The organism is Proteus sp. TJ1640 (genome assembly GCF_003144445.1).
Taxonomy (GTDB): domain Bacteria; phylum Pseudomonadota; class Gammaproteobacteria; order Enterobacterales; family Enterobacteriaceae; genus Proteus; species Proteus penneri.
Genome location: NZ_PENY01000018.1, coordinates 13466 through 30930, shown reverse-complemented (window position 1 = coordinate 30930; position 17465 = coordinate 13466). Strand labels below are relative to the sequence as shown.

At 38.8% G+C, this 17465-nt stretch carries 15 protein-coding genes; 13 read left to right on the top strand and 2 right to left on the bottom strand.

The genetic code is table 11. The features are described from left to right. Positions 1-315 precede the first annotated feature (315 nt). The 4 genes from DK861_RS06345 (at position 316) to DK861_RS06330 (ending at position 5216) form a co-directional block, all read left to right on the top strand. A complete protein-coding gene (locus DK861_RS06345; protein ID WP_072064508.1) occupies positions 316-1662 on the top strand; it encodes an NCS2 family permease in 1347 nt (448 codons plus the stop codon). Between the two features lie 127 nt (positions 1663-1789). Next, positions 1790-2293 carry a GNAT family N-acetyltransferase gene (locus DK861_RS06340; RefSeq protein ID WP_006535569.1) on the top strand — a complete coding sequence of 168 codons (504 nt, stop codon included), beginning with the start codon at positions 1790-1792 and terminating at the stop codon, positions 2291-2293. A gap of 398 nt (positions 2294-2691) precedes the next feature. Further along, the gene (locus tag DK861_RS06335) at positions 2692-4341 is read left to right on the top strand and encodes a Na+/H+ antiporter (protein WP_072064506.1); all 1650 of its coding nucleotides are present in this window, start codon (positions 2692-2694) and stop codon (positions 4339-4341) included. A gap of 2 nt (positions 4342-4343) precedes the next feature. Next, positions 4344-5216: a carboxylate/amino acid/amine transporter gene (locus DK861_RS06330; RefSeq protein WP_109399595.1), complete on the top strand. Its 873-nt coding sequence runs from the start codon at positions 4344-4346 to the stop codon at positions 5214-5216. Here DK861_RS06330 and metR read toward each other — a convergent pair. Next, positions 5131-6084 (bottom strand): HTH-type transcriptional regulator MetR, encoded by a 954-nt coding sequence (gene metR, locus DK861_RS06325; RefSeq protein ID WP_109399594.1) that lies wholly within the window; start codon positions 6082-6084, stop codon positions 5131-5133. The two genes, DK861_RS06330 and metR, sit on opposite strands and share 86 nt — an antisense overlap. Positions 6085-6190: 106 nt before the next feature. Here metR and metE point away from each other — a divergent pair, with 106 nt between their 5' ends. Continuing rightward, positions 6191-8464: a 5-methyltetrahydropteroyltriglutamate--homocysteine S-methyltransferase gene (gene metE, locus DK861_RS06320; protein ID WP_109399593.1), complete on the top strand. Its 2274-nt coding sequence runs from the start codon at positions 6191-6193 to the stop codon at positions 8462-8464. 175 nt (positions 8465-8639) lie between these two features. After that, complete coding sequence (locus DK861_RS06315) at positions 8640-9467, top strand: hypothetical protein (RefSeq protein WP_109399592.1); 828 nt, start codon at positions 8640-8642, stop codon at positions 9465-9467. An 81-nt stretch (positions 9468-9548) separates the two neighbouring features. Here the strand turns inward: DK861_RS06315 and DK861_RS06310 are convergent, their stop codons facing one another. After that, positions 9549-9941, bottom strand: coding sequence for a YidB family protein (locus DK861_RS06310; RefSeq protein ID WP_006535560.1), 393 nt, complete (start codon positions 9939-9941; stop codon positions 9549-9551). Positions 9942-10602: 661 nt separating this feature from the next. Between DK861_RS06310 and udp the strand changes: the two genes are divergently transcribed. The 7 genes from udp (at position 10603) to ubiB (ending at position 17443) form a co-directional block, all read left to right on the top strand. Then, on the top strand, positions 10603-11361 hold the full coding sequence (gene udp / locus DK861_RS06305; protein WP_006535559.1) for a uridine phosphorylase: 759 nt from the start codon (positions 10603-10605) through the stop codon (positions 11359-11361). Positions 11362-11508: 147 nt separating this feature from the next. Continuing rightward, on the top strand, positions 11509-12291 hold the full coding sequence (locus DK861_RS06300; RefSeq protein WP_109399591.1) for a tyrosine-protein phosphatase: 783 nt from the start codon (positions 11509-11511) through the stop codon (positions 12289-12291). Between the two features lie 59 nt (positions 12292-12350). Then, positions 12351-12881 carry a DedA family protein gene (locus DK861_RS06295; RefSeq protein ID WP_072064501.1) on the top strand — a complete coding sequence of 177 codons (531 nt, stop codon included), beginning with the start codon at positions 12351-12353 and terminating at the stop codon, positions 12879-12881. A 102-nt stretch (positions 12882-12983) separates the two neighbouring features. After that, positions 12984-14324 (top strand): DNA recombination protein RmuC, encoded by a 1341-nt coding sequence (gene rmuC / locus DK861_RS06290; RefSeq protein ID WP_109399590.1) that lies wholly within the window; start codon positions 12984-12986, stop codon positions 14322-14324. 83 nt (positions 14325-14407) lie between these two features. Continuing rightward, complete coding sequence (ubiE, locus tag DK861_RS06285) at positions 14408-15163, top strand: bifunctional demethylmenaquinone methyltransferase/2-methoxy-6-polyprenyl-1,4-benzoquinol methylase UbiE (protein WP_006535554.1); 756 nt, start codon at positions 14408-14410, stop codon at positions 15161-15163. Position 15164: 1 nt separating this feature from the next. After that, positions 15165-15806, top strand: coding sequence for an SCP2 domain-containing protein (locus DK861_RS06280; RefSeq protein WP_006535553.1), 642 nt, complete (start codon positions 15165-15167; stop codon positions 15804-15806). Next, on the top strand, positions 15806-17443 hold the full coding sequence (ubiB, locus tag DK861_RS06275) for a ubiquinone biosynthesis regulatory protein kinase UbiB (RefSeq protein ID WP_109399589.1): 1638 nt from the start codon (positions 15806-15808) through the stop codon (positions 17441-17443). Before DK861_RS06280 ends, ubiB begins: the two co-directional genes overlap by 1 nt. The last annotated feature ends 22 nt before the right edge of the window (positions 17444-17465 follow it).

The window sequence follows — 17465 nt, the reverse complement described above, 5'->3', positions numbered from 1 at the left end:
TATGACATTGGATAATTGTACAAAAGTAGAATAATGAGGAAAGTAGGCAGCTGCTTTCCTCTTTTTCTGTTTTTCTAACTTTAAACTATCTTTTTATGACATTTTTATTAAAAATGTATTTTTTCACTTGATTCTTACCCTAATATCACCAGATAATCGTTTGCGTCAAATTCTCTCACTCAGTCCACACACAAAACCAAACGTTTGCTTTTTGACTCCCTCTTAAGATTTTTATCGGTAAGAGGTTATTTTAATTGATACGTAATCGTTTCCGTTTTTTTGGAGAGTGAACCGTTTTTATGTCAGAGGAATGTAATGTCTGCTAATCAATCAGCAAGCACAGGTAAACTGGATAGCTATTTTAAACTTACAGCTCGTGGTACTACTGTTCGCAAAGAAATGATCGCCGGTTTGACGACATTTCTGGCTATGGTGTATTCCGTGATTGTTGTTCCTAGTATGTTAGGACAAGCTGGTTTTCCACATACAGCGGTTTTTATTGCAACCTGTTTAGTCGCGGGATTGGGCTCTCTTCTCATGGGATTGTGGGCAAATCTTCCTATGGCGATTGGTTGTGCTATTTCATTAACAGCATTTACCGCTTTTAGCTTGGTTTTGGGACAAAACATCTCTGTGCCTGTTGCATTAGGCGCCGTATTCTTAATGGGGTGTTTATTCACTGTATTCTCATTAACTGGCATTCGTACTTGGATCTTAAAAAATATTCCGACAGGTATTGCTCATGGCGCAGGAATAGGGATAGGTTTATTTTTACTTTTAATTGCCGCCAATAGTGTTGGGCTTGTCGTTAAAAACCCCTTTGATGGTTTGCCTGTGGCAATGGGTAAATTCACTTCATTTTCTGTTCTGATGTCACTTGCAGGATTAGCCGCTATTTTCGGATTAGAAAAACGCAAAGTTCCAGGTGGCGTATTATTAGTGATTGTTGCCATTTCGATTATTGGGCTGATTTTCGATCCTAATGTGAAATACCAAGGTGTTTTTAAAATGCCTCAATTGGGTGAAGATGGACTTTCTTTATTATTCGCAATGGATATTAAAGGAGCATTACAACCTTTAGTTTTACCTAGCGTATTAGCATTAGTAATGACCGCTATTTTTGATGCAACTGGGACTATTCGTGCTGTTGCAGGTCAAGCAAACTTATTAGATAAACGCGGGCAAATTATTAATGGCGGAAAAGCGCTGACTTCTGACTCTGTTAGTAGCATTTTTGCGGGCGTTATTGGCGCCGCACCAGCTGCGGTTTATGTTGAATCTGCTGCAGGAACAGCCGCTGGTGGTAAAACTGGATTAACCGCAACAGTGGTGGGCATTTTATTTTTATTGATCCTTTTCTTATCGCCTCTCTCTTATTTAGTTCCCGCTTATGCAACGGCACCAGCATTAATGTATGTGGGTTTATTGATGCTAGGTAACGTCACTAAGTTAGATTTTAGTGATTTTGTTGATGCAATGTCAGGCATGGTGTGCGCTGTATTTATTGTTTTAACGTGTAATATTGTCACCGGTATTATGTTAGGTTTCGGCTGTTTGGTTATTGGTCGTGTCTTTGCAGGTGAATGGCGTAAACTCAATATTGGTACTGTATTAATTACTATTGCTTTAGTGGCATTTTATGCGGGTGAGTGGGCAATTTAATTTAAATAATCGGTTTTAAAGACAAAAGGCGGAATATATTTTTATTCCGCCTTTTTGCTATTTATTTATCTACTTTTATTCGCTATTGTCGAAATTAAGTCTAGTTGTTAAATTTTTGGTAGAATATATGCAAGAAATAAAAATACGCCATGGTGAGCCAGACGACGCAGCCGCAATTCAACAGTTATATACTCATCCTGATTTATATATTTGTACTTGCCAATTTCCTTACCCTTCGGTCACGATGTGGAAAAAAAGATTACTTGAGTTTTCAGAACAAAATATTCCTCATTTTGTTGCAACTATTGATGATCAAGTCGCGGGGCATTTAGCACTGATAATCGATAATCATCCTCGTCGTCGCCACATTGTCAGTTTTGGTATCGGTGTTGGCGCTGAATACTCAGGAAAAGGTGTTGGTAAATTACTTATCAAGACAGCAATTGATTATGCTTTCAACTGGTTAGCAGCCACACGATTAGAATTAGAAGTGTATTCAGACAACGAAAGAGGTTTGCATTTGTATAAGAAACTAGGTTTTGAAGTTGAAGGTGTACGCCGTAAAGCTGCTTTTAAAGAAGGTAAATATTGTGATGTTGTTATGATGTCGATGTTAAGAACAATTGAATAATCATTAGCATTACGCGTTAGCTCTCAAATTTAATCGTAATTGTTATTTATCTATGATTTTTTATTTAATAACTTAACGTTTTACGTTTTTATACGGTCTATTACATTGCTTAGACTGAAAAAGAGAAATAAAAACGTATGCTTTCTAGAATTAATGCCGTTAATAAATAGAGAACAATAAATTATGTACAATGTGCGGTGTTAGCTACGATTAATCTTAATTTTTAAATATTCTCACAGAGTCTATGTGGGATCTGTTTAAAATAAGCATAGATACATTGATAAAGAAAAGTACGATGCGCGAATTTTACATAATATGTTTCTTTATCGTTCGGTAGGTTTCCCTTTTATAAGGGGAAATGGCTGGTTTCAGGATAAAAATAGGCATGTAAGGGTAACATGGAAATTTTCTTTACTATTTTGATTTTAATACTGGTGGTTTCAGTTTCGGGAGTTATCACAAAATTAATTCCCTTTCGTGTTCCGTTACCATTAATACAGATTGTGATAGGGGCTTTATTGGCATGGCCTCAGTTTGGTTTACATGTCACTTTTGATCCTGAATTATTCCTCGTTCTATTGATCCCACCTTTACTTTTTGTTGATGGTTGGAAAACACCGACACGAGAGTTTATTCAAAATGGGCGTGAGATTTTTATTCTAGTGCTTGTTTTAGTTATGGTGACCGTTGTGGGTATCGGTTATCTGATTTATTGGATGATGCCAAGCATCCCTCTGATCTCGGCATTTGCGTTGGCGGCCGTACTTTCGCCAACGGATGCGGTCGCACTCTCTTCCATCGTTGGTAAAGGGCGAATACCTAAGCGAATAATGGGCATATTAGAAGGCGAAGCACTAATGAATGATGCTTCGGGTCTGGTGGCCTTGAAATTTGCGGTTGCTGTGGCAATGGGCACGATGGTATTTACTGTGGGTGGTGCAACCCTTGAATTTTTCAAAGTCGCCATAGGCGGATTATTAGCAGGTATTGGTGTCACCTTAATTTACAGTAAATCTTTACGATTGATGAGCCGTTGGAGCGGAGACGACCCCGCTACACAAATCGTTTTTATGTTGTTGCTACCTTTTGCCTCTTACCTTATTGCAGAACATATTGGTTTTTCTGGTATTTTAGCGGCTGTTGCCGCCGGTATGACTATCAGTAAATCTGGCGTTATCAGGAATGCGCCTCTTGCGATGCGCTTACGTGCTGATAGCGTATGGTCAATGCTTGAATTTGTCTTTAACGGCCTTGTCTTTATCATGCTGGGCTTACAGCTTCCTATTATTTGGACTAGCTCTGTTATTCAAGCAGATCTTGACCCAGAAGTTGAAGTCTGGATGCTGTTTGCGGCAGTTTTCGTTATCTACTTTGCACTGCTGCTCCTGCGATTTACGTGGTTATGGTTAATGAAGAAAACTAGCCGGATCTTTATGAAAAAGCATCCGCTTGATTTCGCTAATTATACAACGCGTGAGTTGTGGTTATCGTCATTTGCGGGTGTTCGTGGTGCCATTACGCTTGCAGGTGCGCTTTCTATTCCACTCTTTTTAACTGATGGCAGCACTTTCCCGGGACGTTATCAAATTATCTTTATTGCTGCTGGTGTTATTTTATTGTCGATTTTAGTGGGTATCATTTCACTTCCTTTCTTATTAAAAGGCGTGAAGACAACTGATAAAGAAGCAGATAAAAATGAAGTTCGCTATGCACGGAAAGTGATGGCAGAAGTGGCAATTGTCAGTCTGAATAAAATGGAAGAGCGCTTAGCTGCAAGTACTGAAGAGCAGTTGGATGCAGAAGAAATCAATGAAGTTGCTTCTCGTGTTACAGGATATTTACGACGTCGTACTGCGGATCAAGATGAGATGCTCCATAACGCGTTAGAGGAAGATCTCGAAAGACGTTTTCGTTTAACGGCATTACGTGCTGAGCGTGGTGAACTTTACCATTTAAGAGCAACGCGAAAAATTAGTAATGAAACACTCCAATTATTGCTACATGAGTTGGATTTAATGGAAGCGTTGTTAGTAGAGAAAGATAGTTAATTATGTGGTTGCTCATTATTACAACACTGTTATGGGCAGCCTCTTTTAGCCTGATCGGCGAGTATCTCGCGGGTCAGGTTGATAGTTGGCTCTCTGTTCTTATCCGCGTTTCTTTGGCTGCTTTGGTCTTCTTGCCTTTCTTACGTTGGAAGGGAATTCGTTTTAAGGTGATTTTGCTTTATATGAGTGTGGGAGCCTGCCAACTCGGCATTATGTATCTGTTTGTCTTCCATGCTTATAACTATTTGACCGTCGCAGAATTTTTACTGTTTACTGTATTAACACCGCTTTATGTCACGTTAATTTATGATTTATTAGAGCGTCAGAAATTACGTTGGGGTTATGCATTTAGCTCATTATTAGCAGTATTAGGTGCGGCAATAATTCGCTATGATCATTTAAGTGATGATTTTTGGTATGGATTGTTATTAGTGCAACTTGCTAATATTTTCTTTGCTATTGGTCAAGTGGGTTATAAACGATTAATGGAAGTACATCCAATTCCACAACATCATGCGTTTTCTTGGTTTTATCTTGGTGCTGTTGCTGTTTCATTGGTTGGTGCATTGTGTTTTGCAGATTGGCAGAAAATGCCAACAACATCACTACAATGGGGTGTTTTACTCTGGTTAGGAATTGGCGCTTCTGGAATAGGGTATTTCATGTGGAACTATGGTGCCACACAAGTTGATGCTGGAACCTTAGCTATTATGAATAACATGATGGTTCCAGCAGGATTATTAGTGAATTTTTCTATTTGGCAGCAACATCCAAATTGGCCAAGTTTCATCATAGGCGCGAGCCTGATTGTTGCATCACTTTGGATCCATCGACGCTGGATACACCGACCTGTTTTACAAAAGGAAGATTGTTAACAGCATGCTGGCCTGATAAGCGAATAAACTCTCTAATTGCCGGTTGATGTTGCTCTCCAAGACGGTTAGCGGCATATAATCGGCTCCATAATCCCTCGCCTAATGTTTTTGTCACTACTAATCCTTGTTTCTCAAAATTCTCAACAGCCCAATGAGGTAATGCAGCAATTCCCATACCGGCAGCAACCATTTGAATTAACAACAGCGTATTATCGACATGTTTAAAATGTGGTGTGATCCCCGCAGGTTGTAAAAAATGACGCCATACATCAAAGCGTTCTCTTTGCACAGGATAAATAAATAAGGTTTCTGCAATTAAATCTTGTGGCTGAATATGTAAGCGATTAGCAAGAGGGTGATCGGGCGATAAAACTAATTTCACTTCATAGTCAAATAGCGGCGTGTAGTGTAAACGTGCATCATCTAAAATATCAGAAGTTAGCACGACATCTAATTCACGTTGTAGTAATGCAGGTTGTGGATCAAACGTAACCCCCGAATGGAAATCGACATTGACTTCAGGCCATGTTTGGCGATATTGCTGTAATGCAGGTGTTAACCATTGAATACAACTGTGGCATTCAATCGCAATATTCAAATTCACACTCCCAGGTTCATTACACGTATCGAGTGCTCTACGAACGATAGGCAATACTTCTTCGGCTAATTTAACCAACACATCTCCTTGAGGCGTGAAACGCAGTGGTTGGCTTTTACGCACAAAAATTCGATAACCAAGACGATGCTCTAATTCACTGAATTGATGCGAAAGGGCAGATTGTGTTTGATGCAATTGATTTGCTGCATTGGCAAGAGAGCCTGTGTGCTTTAGTGCCAATATCGTTTTTAAGTGTTTTATTTCTATCATGAGAAACCTTCAAGTTGTTGATGAAAAATTTGCGCTTGTGATTTATACACTACCTGTAGATTATGGATGTGTAAACATCTAGACGGCTAAAAACAGGATTTTAATTATGACAATTCGCAATCACACACTGGGTTTCCCTCGTATTGGCTTAGATAGAGAGCTAAAAAAAGCACAAGAAAATTATTGGGCAGGCAAGATTTCACAAGAAGAACTTATCGCTGTTGGTAAAGAACTTCGTGCTCGTCACTGGCAAAAACAAGCAGATGCGGGTGTTGAATTATTACCTGTTGGTGATTTTGCTTGGTATGACCAAGTATTAGGAACAAGTCTATTGTTAGGCAACGTGCCACCTCGTCATCGTAATGAAGATGGTTCACTCGATCTTGATACCCTATTTAGAGTCGCTCGTGGTAGTGCGCCAACAGGTAAACCTGTTGCGGCATCTGAAATGACGAAATGGTTTAATACTAACTATCACTATATCGTACCTGAATTTCAGCAAGGACAGTCATTTACCTTTGCATGGAAAGAGCTACTAGAAGAAGTCGATGAAGCATTAGCATTGGGTCATAAAATAAAACCCGTTTTACTCGGTCCTGTGACTTACTTGTGGTTAGGTAAAGTAAAAGGCCCTGAATTTGATAGATTAACGCTATTGAAAGATATTTTACCTATCTATCAACAAGTTATTTCTGCATTAAAAGAGAAAGGTATTGAGTGGGTGCAAATTGATGAGCCGGCTTTAGTACTGGATTTACCTGTTGAATGGCAAAATGCGTATCAAACAGCTTATCAAACATTAACAGGGAAAGTTAAATTACTGCTGACGACCTATTTTGATGGTATTTCTCATCATCTTGATATTATTAAAAATTTACCTGTTAATGGGCTTCATGTTGATATTTCAGCAGGGCAAGATGATTTGCAGCACTTACATCAAGTATTACCCAAAGATTGGGTGCTGTCATTAGGTGCCATTAATGGTCGAAATGTTTGGAAAGCTGATTTAAGTGCACGTTATCAGCAAGTGATTGCGCTCAAAGGTAAACGTCCTTTGTGGATCGGAACATCCTGTTCATTACTGCATAGCCCAATTGATTTAAATGTAGAAACGAAACTTGATGATGAAGTAAAAAGCTGGTTTGCTTTTGCTGTTCAGAAATGTGAAGAAGTCGCTTTGTTGGCTAAGGCACTAAATGCGCCCGAAGGCGAGTATGATGATCAATTGGCACAGTACAGTGCACCAATTCGTCAACGTCAGCACTCAACCCGTGTACATAATGCAAAAGTTGAAGCTCGTTTACAGGCAATTGAAGCGCAAGACAGTGAAAGAAATTCACCTTATACCCAACGCGCAGAAATACAACGTGCACGGTTTAATTTGCCATTATGGCCAACCACCACAATTGGCTCATTCCCACAAACAACAGAAATTCGTACTGTGCGCCTTGATTTTAAGAAAGGGCGTATCGATACGGCTGCTTATCGCACAAATATCAGTGAGCATATTAAGCAAGCGATAACGGAGCAAGAAAACCTAGGCCTCGACGTATTAGTTCATGGTGAAGCTGAACGTAACGACATGGTAGAGTATTTTGGTGAGCATTTTGATGGTTATGTGTTTACGCAAAATGGCTGGGTACAAAGCTATGGTTCACGTTGTGTAAAACCACCAGTGATTATCGGTGATATTAGTCGCCCAGCCCCTATTACCGTGGATTGGGCAACTTACGCACAATCATTAACTGAAAAGCCAGTCAAAGGCATGTTAACAGGCCCTGTGACAATTTTATGTTGGTCGTTCCCTCGTGAGGATGTGACGCGTGAAACCATTGCAAAACAGATCGCGTTAGCACTGCGTGATGAAGTGGATGATTTACAAAAAGCAGGTATTGGTATTATTCAAATTGATGAGCCAGCATTACGTGAAGGATTACCATTACGTCGTAATGAGTGGCAGGCTTATCTTGACTGGGCAGTCGATGCTTTTAAATTAAGTGCCGCTGTTGCTGATGATGAAACACAAATCCACACACATATGTGTTATTGCGAGTTTAACGACATCATGGGATCTATCGCGGCCTTGGATGCAGATGTGATTACTATTGAGACATCACGTTCAGATATGGAGCTTTTAGAAGCCTTTGAACACTTTGATTACCCAAATGAAATTGGGCCAGGTGTTTATGATATTCACTCGCCTAACGTGCCAAATGTAGAGTGGATTGTGGGATTATTAAGAAAAGCGCAATCACGTATTCCTGCAGAGCGTTTATGGGTAAATCCAGACTGTGGATTAAAAACACGAGGCTGGCCTGAAACACGTGCAGCATTAGCAAATATGGTTGAAGCTGCTAAATATTTACGTCAGAACGCATAATAAAATAATTACCTGTTAGCCTGTTATTTTTGAATGGTTACTTTGATAAAAAGTCACACTATCCAAATAGCAGGCTAATTTTATATAAATAAAAAAGAGTATTAATTAAAACTAGGAGCAAATCTTATTATTGATATTCTAGAGAGTTGTTATACTGCAAAAAATTCTCTAATTTATGGATATAATTATTGTGCAAACGAGCATTCAACTTTCGGATAAAATATTAGATGCTTTTCCAACTCGGCCTTTGAAATTAGTTCCACTAAGAGGCGATGGTGGACTATTCCGCACCTTATTTTTAGTGATTGTGATGTTAGCATTGACTGTATTTAGTGCTTATCAAATTCCTAATATTGTTTATGATTACCAAATTAGCAAAAATCCCGTATTTATTAATGCTGATGTTGATGGTACTTGTCGTTCAAAACTATTTATTTTAACTAATTGTAGTGTTGATTTACGGTATGAAGGTAACGAGGTTTCACGTAATTTTACTTTTCTTGATTTTGGTAATAAAGATATATTGGTTGAACCCGTTGCGGATGAAAACGATCTGACTAAAATGACCGTTGATGTGGCGATAGATAATATTTGGCTTCGTTTAATTAGCACGATTATTTTTGTCGGATTATTTGGTTTTTGCGTGATATTTTTTATTTATCGTCAAATACTGACGAGTAAAGTGAGAAAAGCATTATTATCCGTGGGCACTCAGCCTTTAAAATTAATCGCTGTTCCTGCGAAGGTGGTTGTAAGTAATAAGCAATTTATTGCCACTTATCATCTTAATTTAGAGGGTAAAGATATTCGTATTACTTATTCAGGGAATAAGAAAACACCGCCTATTGTGATTGAGCAAAATGGAAACACCTACGTATTAGCCGTTTATTCACCACAACAGAATATCCCTTATGCTTTGGATGTGCCTTTAGAACGTATTCAAGCAACGCCAGAAGAGAAGCAACGTTTTCATGAAGCGTTGATTGAAGAGGGTTTGCTGTAATCAATTTTGATGATTAAAAATATGATGCGTTCTCTCTTATGGGGGCTTGTAAGGGAAAACGCATTAAAATAGCGTATTTATTTAGCCACCGAAAATTTTCGCTTTCAAAATATCCATCCCCGCACTGACTAAATCTAAGTCTTTAGGCACAACGCCATCTGGCGTGACTTTATCAATTAATTTAGGTAGGTATTGTGCCGCCATTTCAGAGGCTTCAGTTGCACTTAAATTAATTTTTGACGCAAGTTCATTAATAACAGGTGATGAAAAAACCGCTACGATTTGTTCAGCACTGATAGGTAAATTTGTATTTGTACTTATCCAAGATTGAATAAGCTCACTTAAACCCGCTGTATCAAATTGCTTTATTAAGCCTTCAATGCCACCTTGAGACTCAACCCAGTCGAGGACCGTTTTATATTGATTGATTTTTTCGCCACCCAATAGGCTTGCAATTTGGTTAAATAAGCTCATGTTTACTCCAGTGACAGGTGTTTGTCACATTAAGATGTTTGTTTTAAGGGCGGGTAGTGTACGCGCTATACTCGTTATACTTCAAGCGACTCGTCATACTTCAAGTTGTAGCGTTGTTGACTACATTCATTCGCAGTAGTCACATACTTATGTATGCTCCTAGCTACTCGTCATACTTCAAGTTGTAGCGTTGTTGACTACATTCATTCGCAGTAGTCACATACTTATGTATGCTCCTAGCTACTCGTCATACTTCAAGTTGTAGCGTTGTTGACTGCACTCATTCGCACTAGTCACATACTATTGTATGTTCCTAGCGACTCATTCATTTGTCGCCTAGCTACACCTTGAATTATTTAGAGTAGATGTTCGCGAGGATATTTATTTGTATTGAGTATATGTGCCTTAAGGTATTTGCCTCGTCTATACTGATGAGATGAATGTTTGTTTTAGTTAATGATTGAAGTGAGCGAATATTGATAATGTATTTACTGAGAATGTATTTTTAATGTCATTTTTCGTGATTGTATTCACATTTTTATGAAATTGTTACTTTGCTCGGTGCCTTATAGGTGATTTTGGTCACTAAAAAGGTCTGTAAAACTGATACAGTAGCTTTTAATTTAATGAAGATTGGTTTTGTCCCATTGAGGAGTCCGATATGTCTGATGTATTTCACTTAGGTTTAACCAAAAATGACCTACAGGGTGCCACTTTAGCAATTGTTCCCGGTGATCCGAAGCGTGTTGAAAAAATTGCAAAATTAATGGATAACCCAGTTCATCTGGCTTCTTTACGTGAATACACGTCGTGGCGTGGCGAAATTGATGGCAAAGCTGTTATTGTCTGTTCAACAGGTATTGGTGGTCCATCTACCTCTATCGCCGTTGAAGAATTAGCACAGCTAGGTATCCGCACTTTCTTGCGTATTGGTACAACTGGTGCAATTCAAGAACATATCAATGTCGGTGATATTCTTGTGACGACTGCTGCAGTTCGTTTAGATGGTGCAAGCTTGCATTTCGCACCAATGGAATTCCCTGCTGTTTCTGATTTTGAATGTATGAACGCACTGTATAAAGCGGCTAAAGACAATGGCTCAACTGTTCACGTAGGTGTTACTGCATCTTCAGATACATTCTATCCAGGACAAGAACGTTACGACACCTATACTGGTCGCGTTGTTCGCCGTTTCAAAGGCTCTATGAAAGAGTGGCAAGAAATGGGCGTTATGAACTATGAAATGGAATCTGCAACATTACTAACAATGTGTGCAAGCCAAGGTTTACGTGCAGGTATGGTTGCGGGTGTTATCGTAAACCGTACTCAACAAGAAATTCCAGATGCGGAATTACTGAAGAAAACTGAAAATAATGCGCTAGGTATCGTTATCGAAGCCGCTCGTGCTTTAATGAAATAAGTTTTTTTAATCAAATATAAAAGCCCTTAATACTCTGGTGTTAAGGGCTTTTTTTGTATGGTAATTCATCACGTTAATGTATTAACAGACACTAATTTCTGTTAAGGTCTTTGAGGTCTTAACAATACAATAATGAGAAGAGGCATTATGACTGATATCTTACAAACACATCCTTCGGTGTTGCCTTTAGTCGGCGGAATTAACTTTCGTGATTTAGGCGGTAAAAAATTGAGTAACGGTGGTGTTATTAAACCCGGAATGCTCTTTCGCTCTGGCTCACTGGATAGATTAACCAATACTGACCAATCTCTGCTCATTGACAAAAATCTTTTTCAAATCATTGATTATCGTGATAGTGGGGAAATCGTTGATAAACCAGACCGTGTCTGGGAAGGCGCGCAATATTATCATGCTCCTGCAAACCCATTATCCAAAGAAGTTTCTGCAAACCTTGAAAAGTTGACACCTGAAATACTTGAGCAATTTGATGCTAAAGCCTTTATGTTTCAGCTATATAAATTATTACCTATTAATAATCCTGCCTACAAACAATTAGCTATGTTATTAAAGCAGCCTGAAAAAGGGGGGGTTGTGCAACACTGTGCGGTAGGCAAAGACAGAACAGGTGTTGGCTCTGCTTTAGTGTTATTTGCTCTTGGTGCATCTTTAGATGTGGTGATGGAAGATTACTTGCTTACTAATGAAACATTAGCGCCTTATCGCGCCTATCTTTTAGAAGAACATGCTAAAACAATGAGTGATAACATTGTTGATAAATTTGCCTATGTTTACTCAGTACAAGAAGAGTTTCTGCAAACGGCATTGGCCAGTATTAATCAGCATTATGGTAATGTTGATACTTGGCTAGAAAAAGATATCGGTTTAGATGCTGCTAGCCGAGATACCCTACAAAATTATTTTCTCGAATGATAAAGTGATTTATATTCGGTTAATATTATTTAGGTTAACCGAATATAAGGTCGTCTATTTTGACAGTACAAGACATTATTCATACCATCACTCTTTTTGTAAAAGAGCACGAAGTTTGGGCTATTCCAATCGTGTTTTTTCTTGCTTTTGGTGAGTCACTCGCGTTTATCTCTTTGCTTATTCCTGCCACAGTTATTTTATTGGGATTAGGCGCCTTAATTGGTGAGAGTGGTCTGTTTTTCTGGCCGATTTGGCTAGCTGCTGCGTTAGGGGCTTTCTTTGGTGATTGGGTATCGTACTGGGTAGGGTTTCACTATAAAGAGGGGGTAAGAAATTTGTGGCCAATTTCACGTTCACCACAAACATTGGTTAGAGGTCATCAATTCTTTAATCGATGGGGGATTTGGGGGGTGTTTATTGGACGATTTTTTGGACCTTTTCGTGCAATTGTCCCGTTAGTTGCCGGTATTTGTGCGATGCCACAACGTTATTTTCAAATAGCTAATTTAACATCAGCCATGATTTGGGCTTTTGGTATTTTGGCGCCCGGTGCTTTTGGTTTGCAATGGCTTGCGAAATGGATCGGATAACTGCGTCCTTTATCGCAAATCAAGTCATGATATAAATTGTTGCTAGACAATATTATCTATGCGTTTTAACGTAGCCCGCTGGAAAGTAAAAAGGTCACTTTAGTGGATATTCAGTTGTTATATGGGATCATTGGTTTATTAGGTGGGGTACTTGTTGGGGGGGCGCTGGTTTGGTGGTCTATCCAACAACGTTTATCCGATAAAGAAACCATGCTACGTGAAAATCATACACAGCTTGCTATCGCCCAAGAAAAGGCGGTGATTATCCCATCTTTACAACAACATATAGAACAGCTAGAACAAGAATTACGCGCTCAGAGAGAAATTATTACCTCTCAAGAAGCTGAATTAAGAGAAGTGACAACTCGTTGGGAAGAAAGCCGAATATCCGCAGAGGAAAAACAGCGATTATTAATTAATAGTGAACAACGGCTTGCTACACAGTTTGAGAACTTAGCTAATCGTATTTTCGAACAGAGTGGGCGTAAAGCTGAAGAGTTAAATCGCCAAGGATTAACACATTTACTTTCACCATTTCGTGAACAACTCGAAAGCTTTCGACGACAAGTTCAAGATGGTTTTGGGCAAGAAGCGAGAGAGCGGCATACTTTGGTTCATGAAATTCGCCAGCTTCAACAATTAAATGTCAAAATGGCACAAGAAGCGGTGAACCTAACAAATGCCTTAAAAGGGGACAATAAAGTCCAAGGTAATTGGGGTGAAACGGTATTAGCGCGTATATTAGAGTCTTCGGGATTACGTGAAGGTCATGAGTTTGAAACGCAGGTGAGTATTCGCCATGAAAATGGCGGTCGCTATCAACCTGACGTTATTGTGCACTTACCTCATGGCAGAGATGTCATTATCGACGCTAAAATGTCGCTGGTGGCATATGAAAAGTATTTTAGTAGTGATAACGATAGTGAACGTAAACAAGCGCTTTATGCGCATGTGAACTCAATTAAAGCGCATATTAAAGGATTGAGTGTAAAAGATTATCATAAACTACCGGGTGTAACGTCTTTAGACTATGTTTTAATGTTTATACCCATAGAGCCAGCTTATCTTGTTGCAATTGGTCATTCTCCTGACTTGTTAGAAGAAGCATTGAAAAACAATATTATGTTAGTTGGGCCATCTACTTTACTTGTTGCTTTGCGTACAATAGCTGCATTGTGGCGATATGAATATCAAAGTCAAAATGCGCAAGAAATTGCAGACAGAGCGGCTAAAATGTATGACAAATTAAGACTTTTCGTTGATGATATGCAAGGGCTAGGAAACAGTATTCAAAAAGCGCAGTCTGGCTATCTATTAGCGATGAAAAAACTCTCTGAAGGTCGTGGAAATCTTATCAGTCAAGCGGAAGGCTTTAAATCCTTAGGGGTTGAGATAAAAAAAACGATTGATAATGATCTCATTGAAAAATCAGCATCTGATTGATTTGATAAAATAAAGAGATAAAGACTTCTGAAAACGACCAGTACTAAATTTACTAAATTTTGATTAATTAGCGGGCAAATAATATGACTCAACAAACGAAGGAAACAACAGATTTTGGTTTCCAAACCGTTGACAAAGATGATAAACAAACCATGGTTGCAAGAGTTTTTCACTCTGTCGCGTCTAAATATGATTTAATGAATGACTTGATGTCATTTGGTGTTCACCGGATTTGGAAACGTTATACCATTGAAGCTAGTGGTGTAAGACGTAACCAACGCGTTCTTGATCTTGCGGGCGGTACTGGTGATTTAACGGCTAAATTCTCTCGTCTTGTGGGTGAAAATGGGGAAGTGGTTTTAGCTGATATTAATGACTCAATGTTGAAAATGGGACGTGAGAAGCTACGCGATCACGGTATTGTGGGTAATGTTAACTACGTACAAGCGAATGCTGAAGAATTACCTTTCCCTGACAACCATTTTGATTGTATCACTATCTCCTTTGGCTTACGTAATGTGACCGATAAGGCAAAAGCTTTACGTTCAATGTTTCGTGTATTAAAGCCAGGTGGACGCCTGCTGGTGCTGGAGTTTTCTAAACCTGTACTTGAACCTTTAAGCAAGATTTATGACGCTTACTCTTTCCATATCCTACCCAAAATTGGTCAAGTGATTGTAAATGATGCTGAAAGTTACCGTTATTTAACTGAGTCAATTCGCATGCATCCAGACCAAGAAACATTAAAAGGTATGATGGAAGAAGCGGGATTTGATCAAGTTACCTATACCAATATGACTGGAGGTATAGTTGCATTACACAAAGGATTTAAATTCTGAGATGGAAAAAGCCACTTTTTCTCATGATATTGCCTCTCAAGTACTGTATCCGCTGTTAACGGCATCCATGGAGACAGCACTTAATCATGTTTTATATCAGGAAAATGTGCTTAAACCTGCCCGCAATCGCCTTGCGGGCAAAGTATTGGCGCTTTCTATCAATGAGTTTCCTCGTTCCATTTACTTAGTCTTTAGTGAACAACAAGTTGATGTGTTAAGTCAGTGGGATGATGAAATTGATTGTTTGATAAAAACAAAACTATTAACTTTGATTAAGCTTCGTGACCGTCAAAAAATGTCAGAACTAATCAATCGTGGCGATATCACTATTGATGGTGATATGCAGGTTGTCCAAAATTGGTCTGCATTATTAGATATGGCGCAGTGGGACCCTGCGCAATATTTAGCACCTTATATTGGTGACATTGCGGCGCAAAGCCTGACTGTTGTTGCAGGAAAGGGCGTTCAGTTATTTTCTGCACTCTTAAATCATCAAAAAGATTATTTGCGCGACGCGTTAATTGAAGAGTGGAAAACCGCACCTAGTGCATTAGAAACCGTCCATTTTTATGATGAAATAGAAGAAGTTGCACAGCAAACCGCCGAGCTGGAAAAACGGTTAGGCTTATTGGAGAAAAAATAATGCTCCTTAGTGAGTTAAAGCGCCTCTATCATATTATTCAGGTATTTTTATCTTATGGGCTTGATGAGTTAATTCCTAAGCATCGAATTACTTTACCTGCAAGATTAGGATGCCGAGCACTATTTTGGATCAAAAATCAACATCCAGAAAAACCATTAGGTGAACGCTTACGACTCGCATTGCAAACATTAGGGCCTGTTTGGATTAAATTAGGTCAAATGTTATCAACTCGACGTGATCTCTTTCCTCCTCAAATTGCTGACCAACTTGCTTTATTGCAAGACAAAGTTGCTCCTTTTGATGGTAAGAAAGCACGACAATATATTGAAAAATCATTTGGTGGCCCTATTGACCAATGGTTTGATGATTTTGATGAAACCCCATTGGCTTCTGCTTCTATAGCGCAGGTTCATACTGCAAAATTAAAAGAAAACGGCAAAGAAGTGGTGCTCAAGGTTATTCGTCCCGATATTCAACCAGTGATTAAAGCGGATATCCGTTTGATGTATCGCTTGGCAAACTTATTACCGTTTTTACCTGATGGTCGTCGTTTACGACCAAAAGAGGTGATCCGCGAATATGAAAAAACATTACTTGATGAGCTAAATTTACTGCGTGAAGCTGCAAATGCTATTCAGCTACGTCGTAATTTTGAAAATAGCTCGATGTTGTATATTCCTGAAGTGTATTCAGATTATTGTCATGAAAACGTGATGGTCATGGAGCGTATTTATGGTATTCCCGTTTCTGACATTGAAGCGTTGAATGCACAAAAGACAAATATGAAACTTCTTGCGGAGCGTGGTGTAAAAGTCTTTTTTACTCAGGTGTTTAGAGATAGTTTTTTCCATGCAGATATGCATCCAGGTAATGTGTTTATTAGTTATGATCACCCTGAGAATCCATATTATATCGGTATTGATTGCGGTATCGTTGGCTCATTAAATAAAGAAGATAAACGCTATTTAGCTGAAAACTTTTTAGCTTTCTTTAACCGTGATTATCGAAAAGTTGCAGAATTACATGTTGATTCAGGCTGGGTACCCGCAGATACCAATGTAGAAGATTTTGAATTTGCGATCCGCACGGTATGTGAACCGATTTTTGAAAAACCTCTGTCTGAGATCTCATTTGGACATGTGTTACTTAATCTGTTTAATACCGCACGTCGTTTCAATATGGAAGTACAACCGCAGTTAGTTTTACTTCAAAAAACATTACTTTATGTTGAAGGGCTTGGGCGTCAGTTATATCCACAATTGGATTTATGGAAAACGGCAAAACCGTTTTTAGAAGATTGGTTGCATAGTCAAATTGGTATCACGGCCTTAGTGAATGGTATAAAGAGTAAAGCGCCTTACTGGATTGAAAAAATGCCAGAGATACCAGAGCTGGTTTATGATAGTCTGAAGCAACATAAAAATATGAAGTTAACGCTAGATAAATTGACGGAACAAATAAGTTCGCAAAGAGTCAAACATAGACAGTCTCTATTTTTATTGGGTATAGGTACAACACTGTTTTTATGCGGTAGCCTGTTTTTTGTTTCTGGTTTTAAAACATTATTCAGTGTTTTTATCAGTTTAGGCCTTCTTGCATGGATTTTGGGTTGGTTTAGATCTGGTAATCCACAATAAAAACACATCAAAGTTTGTCTTT

Excerpts from the sequence above, each read along its gene's own strand:
- DK861_RS06345 (WP_072064508.1), top strand. The coding sequence starts at position 316 with ATGTCTGCTAATCAATCAGCAAGCACAGGTAAACTGGATAGCTATTTT.
- metR (WP_109399594.1), bottom strand. The coding sequence starts at position 6,084 with ATGATAGAAATAAAACACTTAAAAACGATATTGGCACTAAAGCACACA.
- DK861_RS06315 (WP_109399592.1), top strand. The coding sequence starts at position 8,640 with ATGGATATAATTATTGTGCAAACGAGCATTCAACTTTCGGATAAAATA.
- udp (WP_006535559.1), top strand. The coding sequence starts at position 10,603 with ATGTCTGATGTATTTCACTTAGGTTTAACCAAAAATGACCTACAGGGT.
- metE (WP_109399593.1), top strand. The coding sequence starts at position 6,191 with ATGACAATTCGCAATCACACACTGGGTTTCCCTCGTATTGGCTTAGAT.
- ubiE (WP_006535554.1), top strand. The coding sequence starts at position 14,408 with ATGACTCAACAAACGAAGGAAACAACAGATTTTGGTTTCCAAACCGTT.
- DK861_RS06335 (WP_072064506.1), top strand. The coding sequence starts at position 2,692 with ATGGAAATTTTCTTTACTATTTTGATTTTAATACTGGTGGTTTCAGTT.
- DK861_RS06340 (WP_006535569.1), top strand. The coding sequence starts at position 1,790 with ATGCAAGAAATAAAAATACGCCATGGTGAGCCAGACGACGCAGCCGCA.
- DK861_RS06330 (WP_109399595.1), top strand. The coding sequence starts at position 4,344 with ATGTGGTTGCTCATTATTACAACACTGTTATGGGCAGCCTCTTTTAGC.
- DK861_RS06310 (WP_006535560.1), bottom strand. The coding sequence starts at position 9,941 with ATGAGCTTATTTAACCAAATTGCAAGCCTATTGGGTGGCGAAAAAATC.
- DK861_RS06300 (WP_109399591.1), top strand. The coding sequence starts at position 11,509 with ATGACTGATATCTTACAAACACATCCTTCGGTGTTGCCTTTAGTCGGC.
- ubiB (WP_109399589.1), top strand. The coding sequence starts at position 15,806 with ATGCTCCTTAGTGAGTTAAAGCGCCTCTATCATATTATTCAGGTATTT.
- DK861_RS06280 (WP_006535553.1), top strand. The coding sequence starts at position 15,165 with ATGGAAAAAGCCACTTTTTCTCATGATATTGCCTCTCAAGTACTGTAT.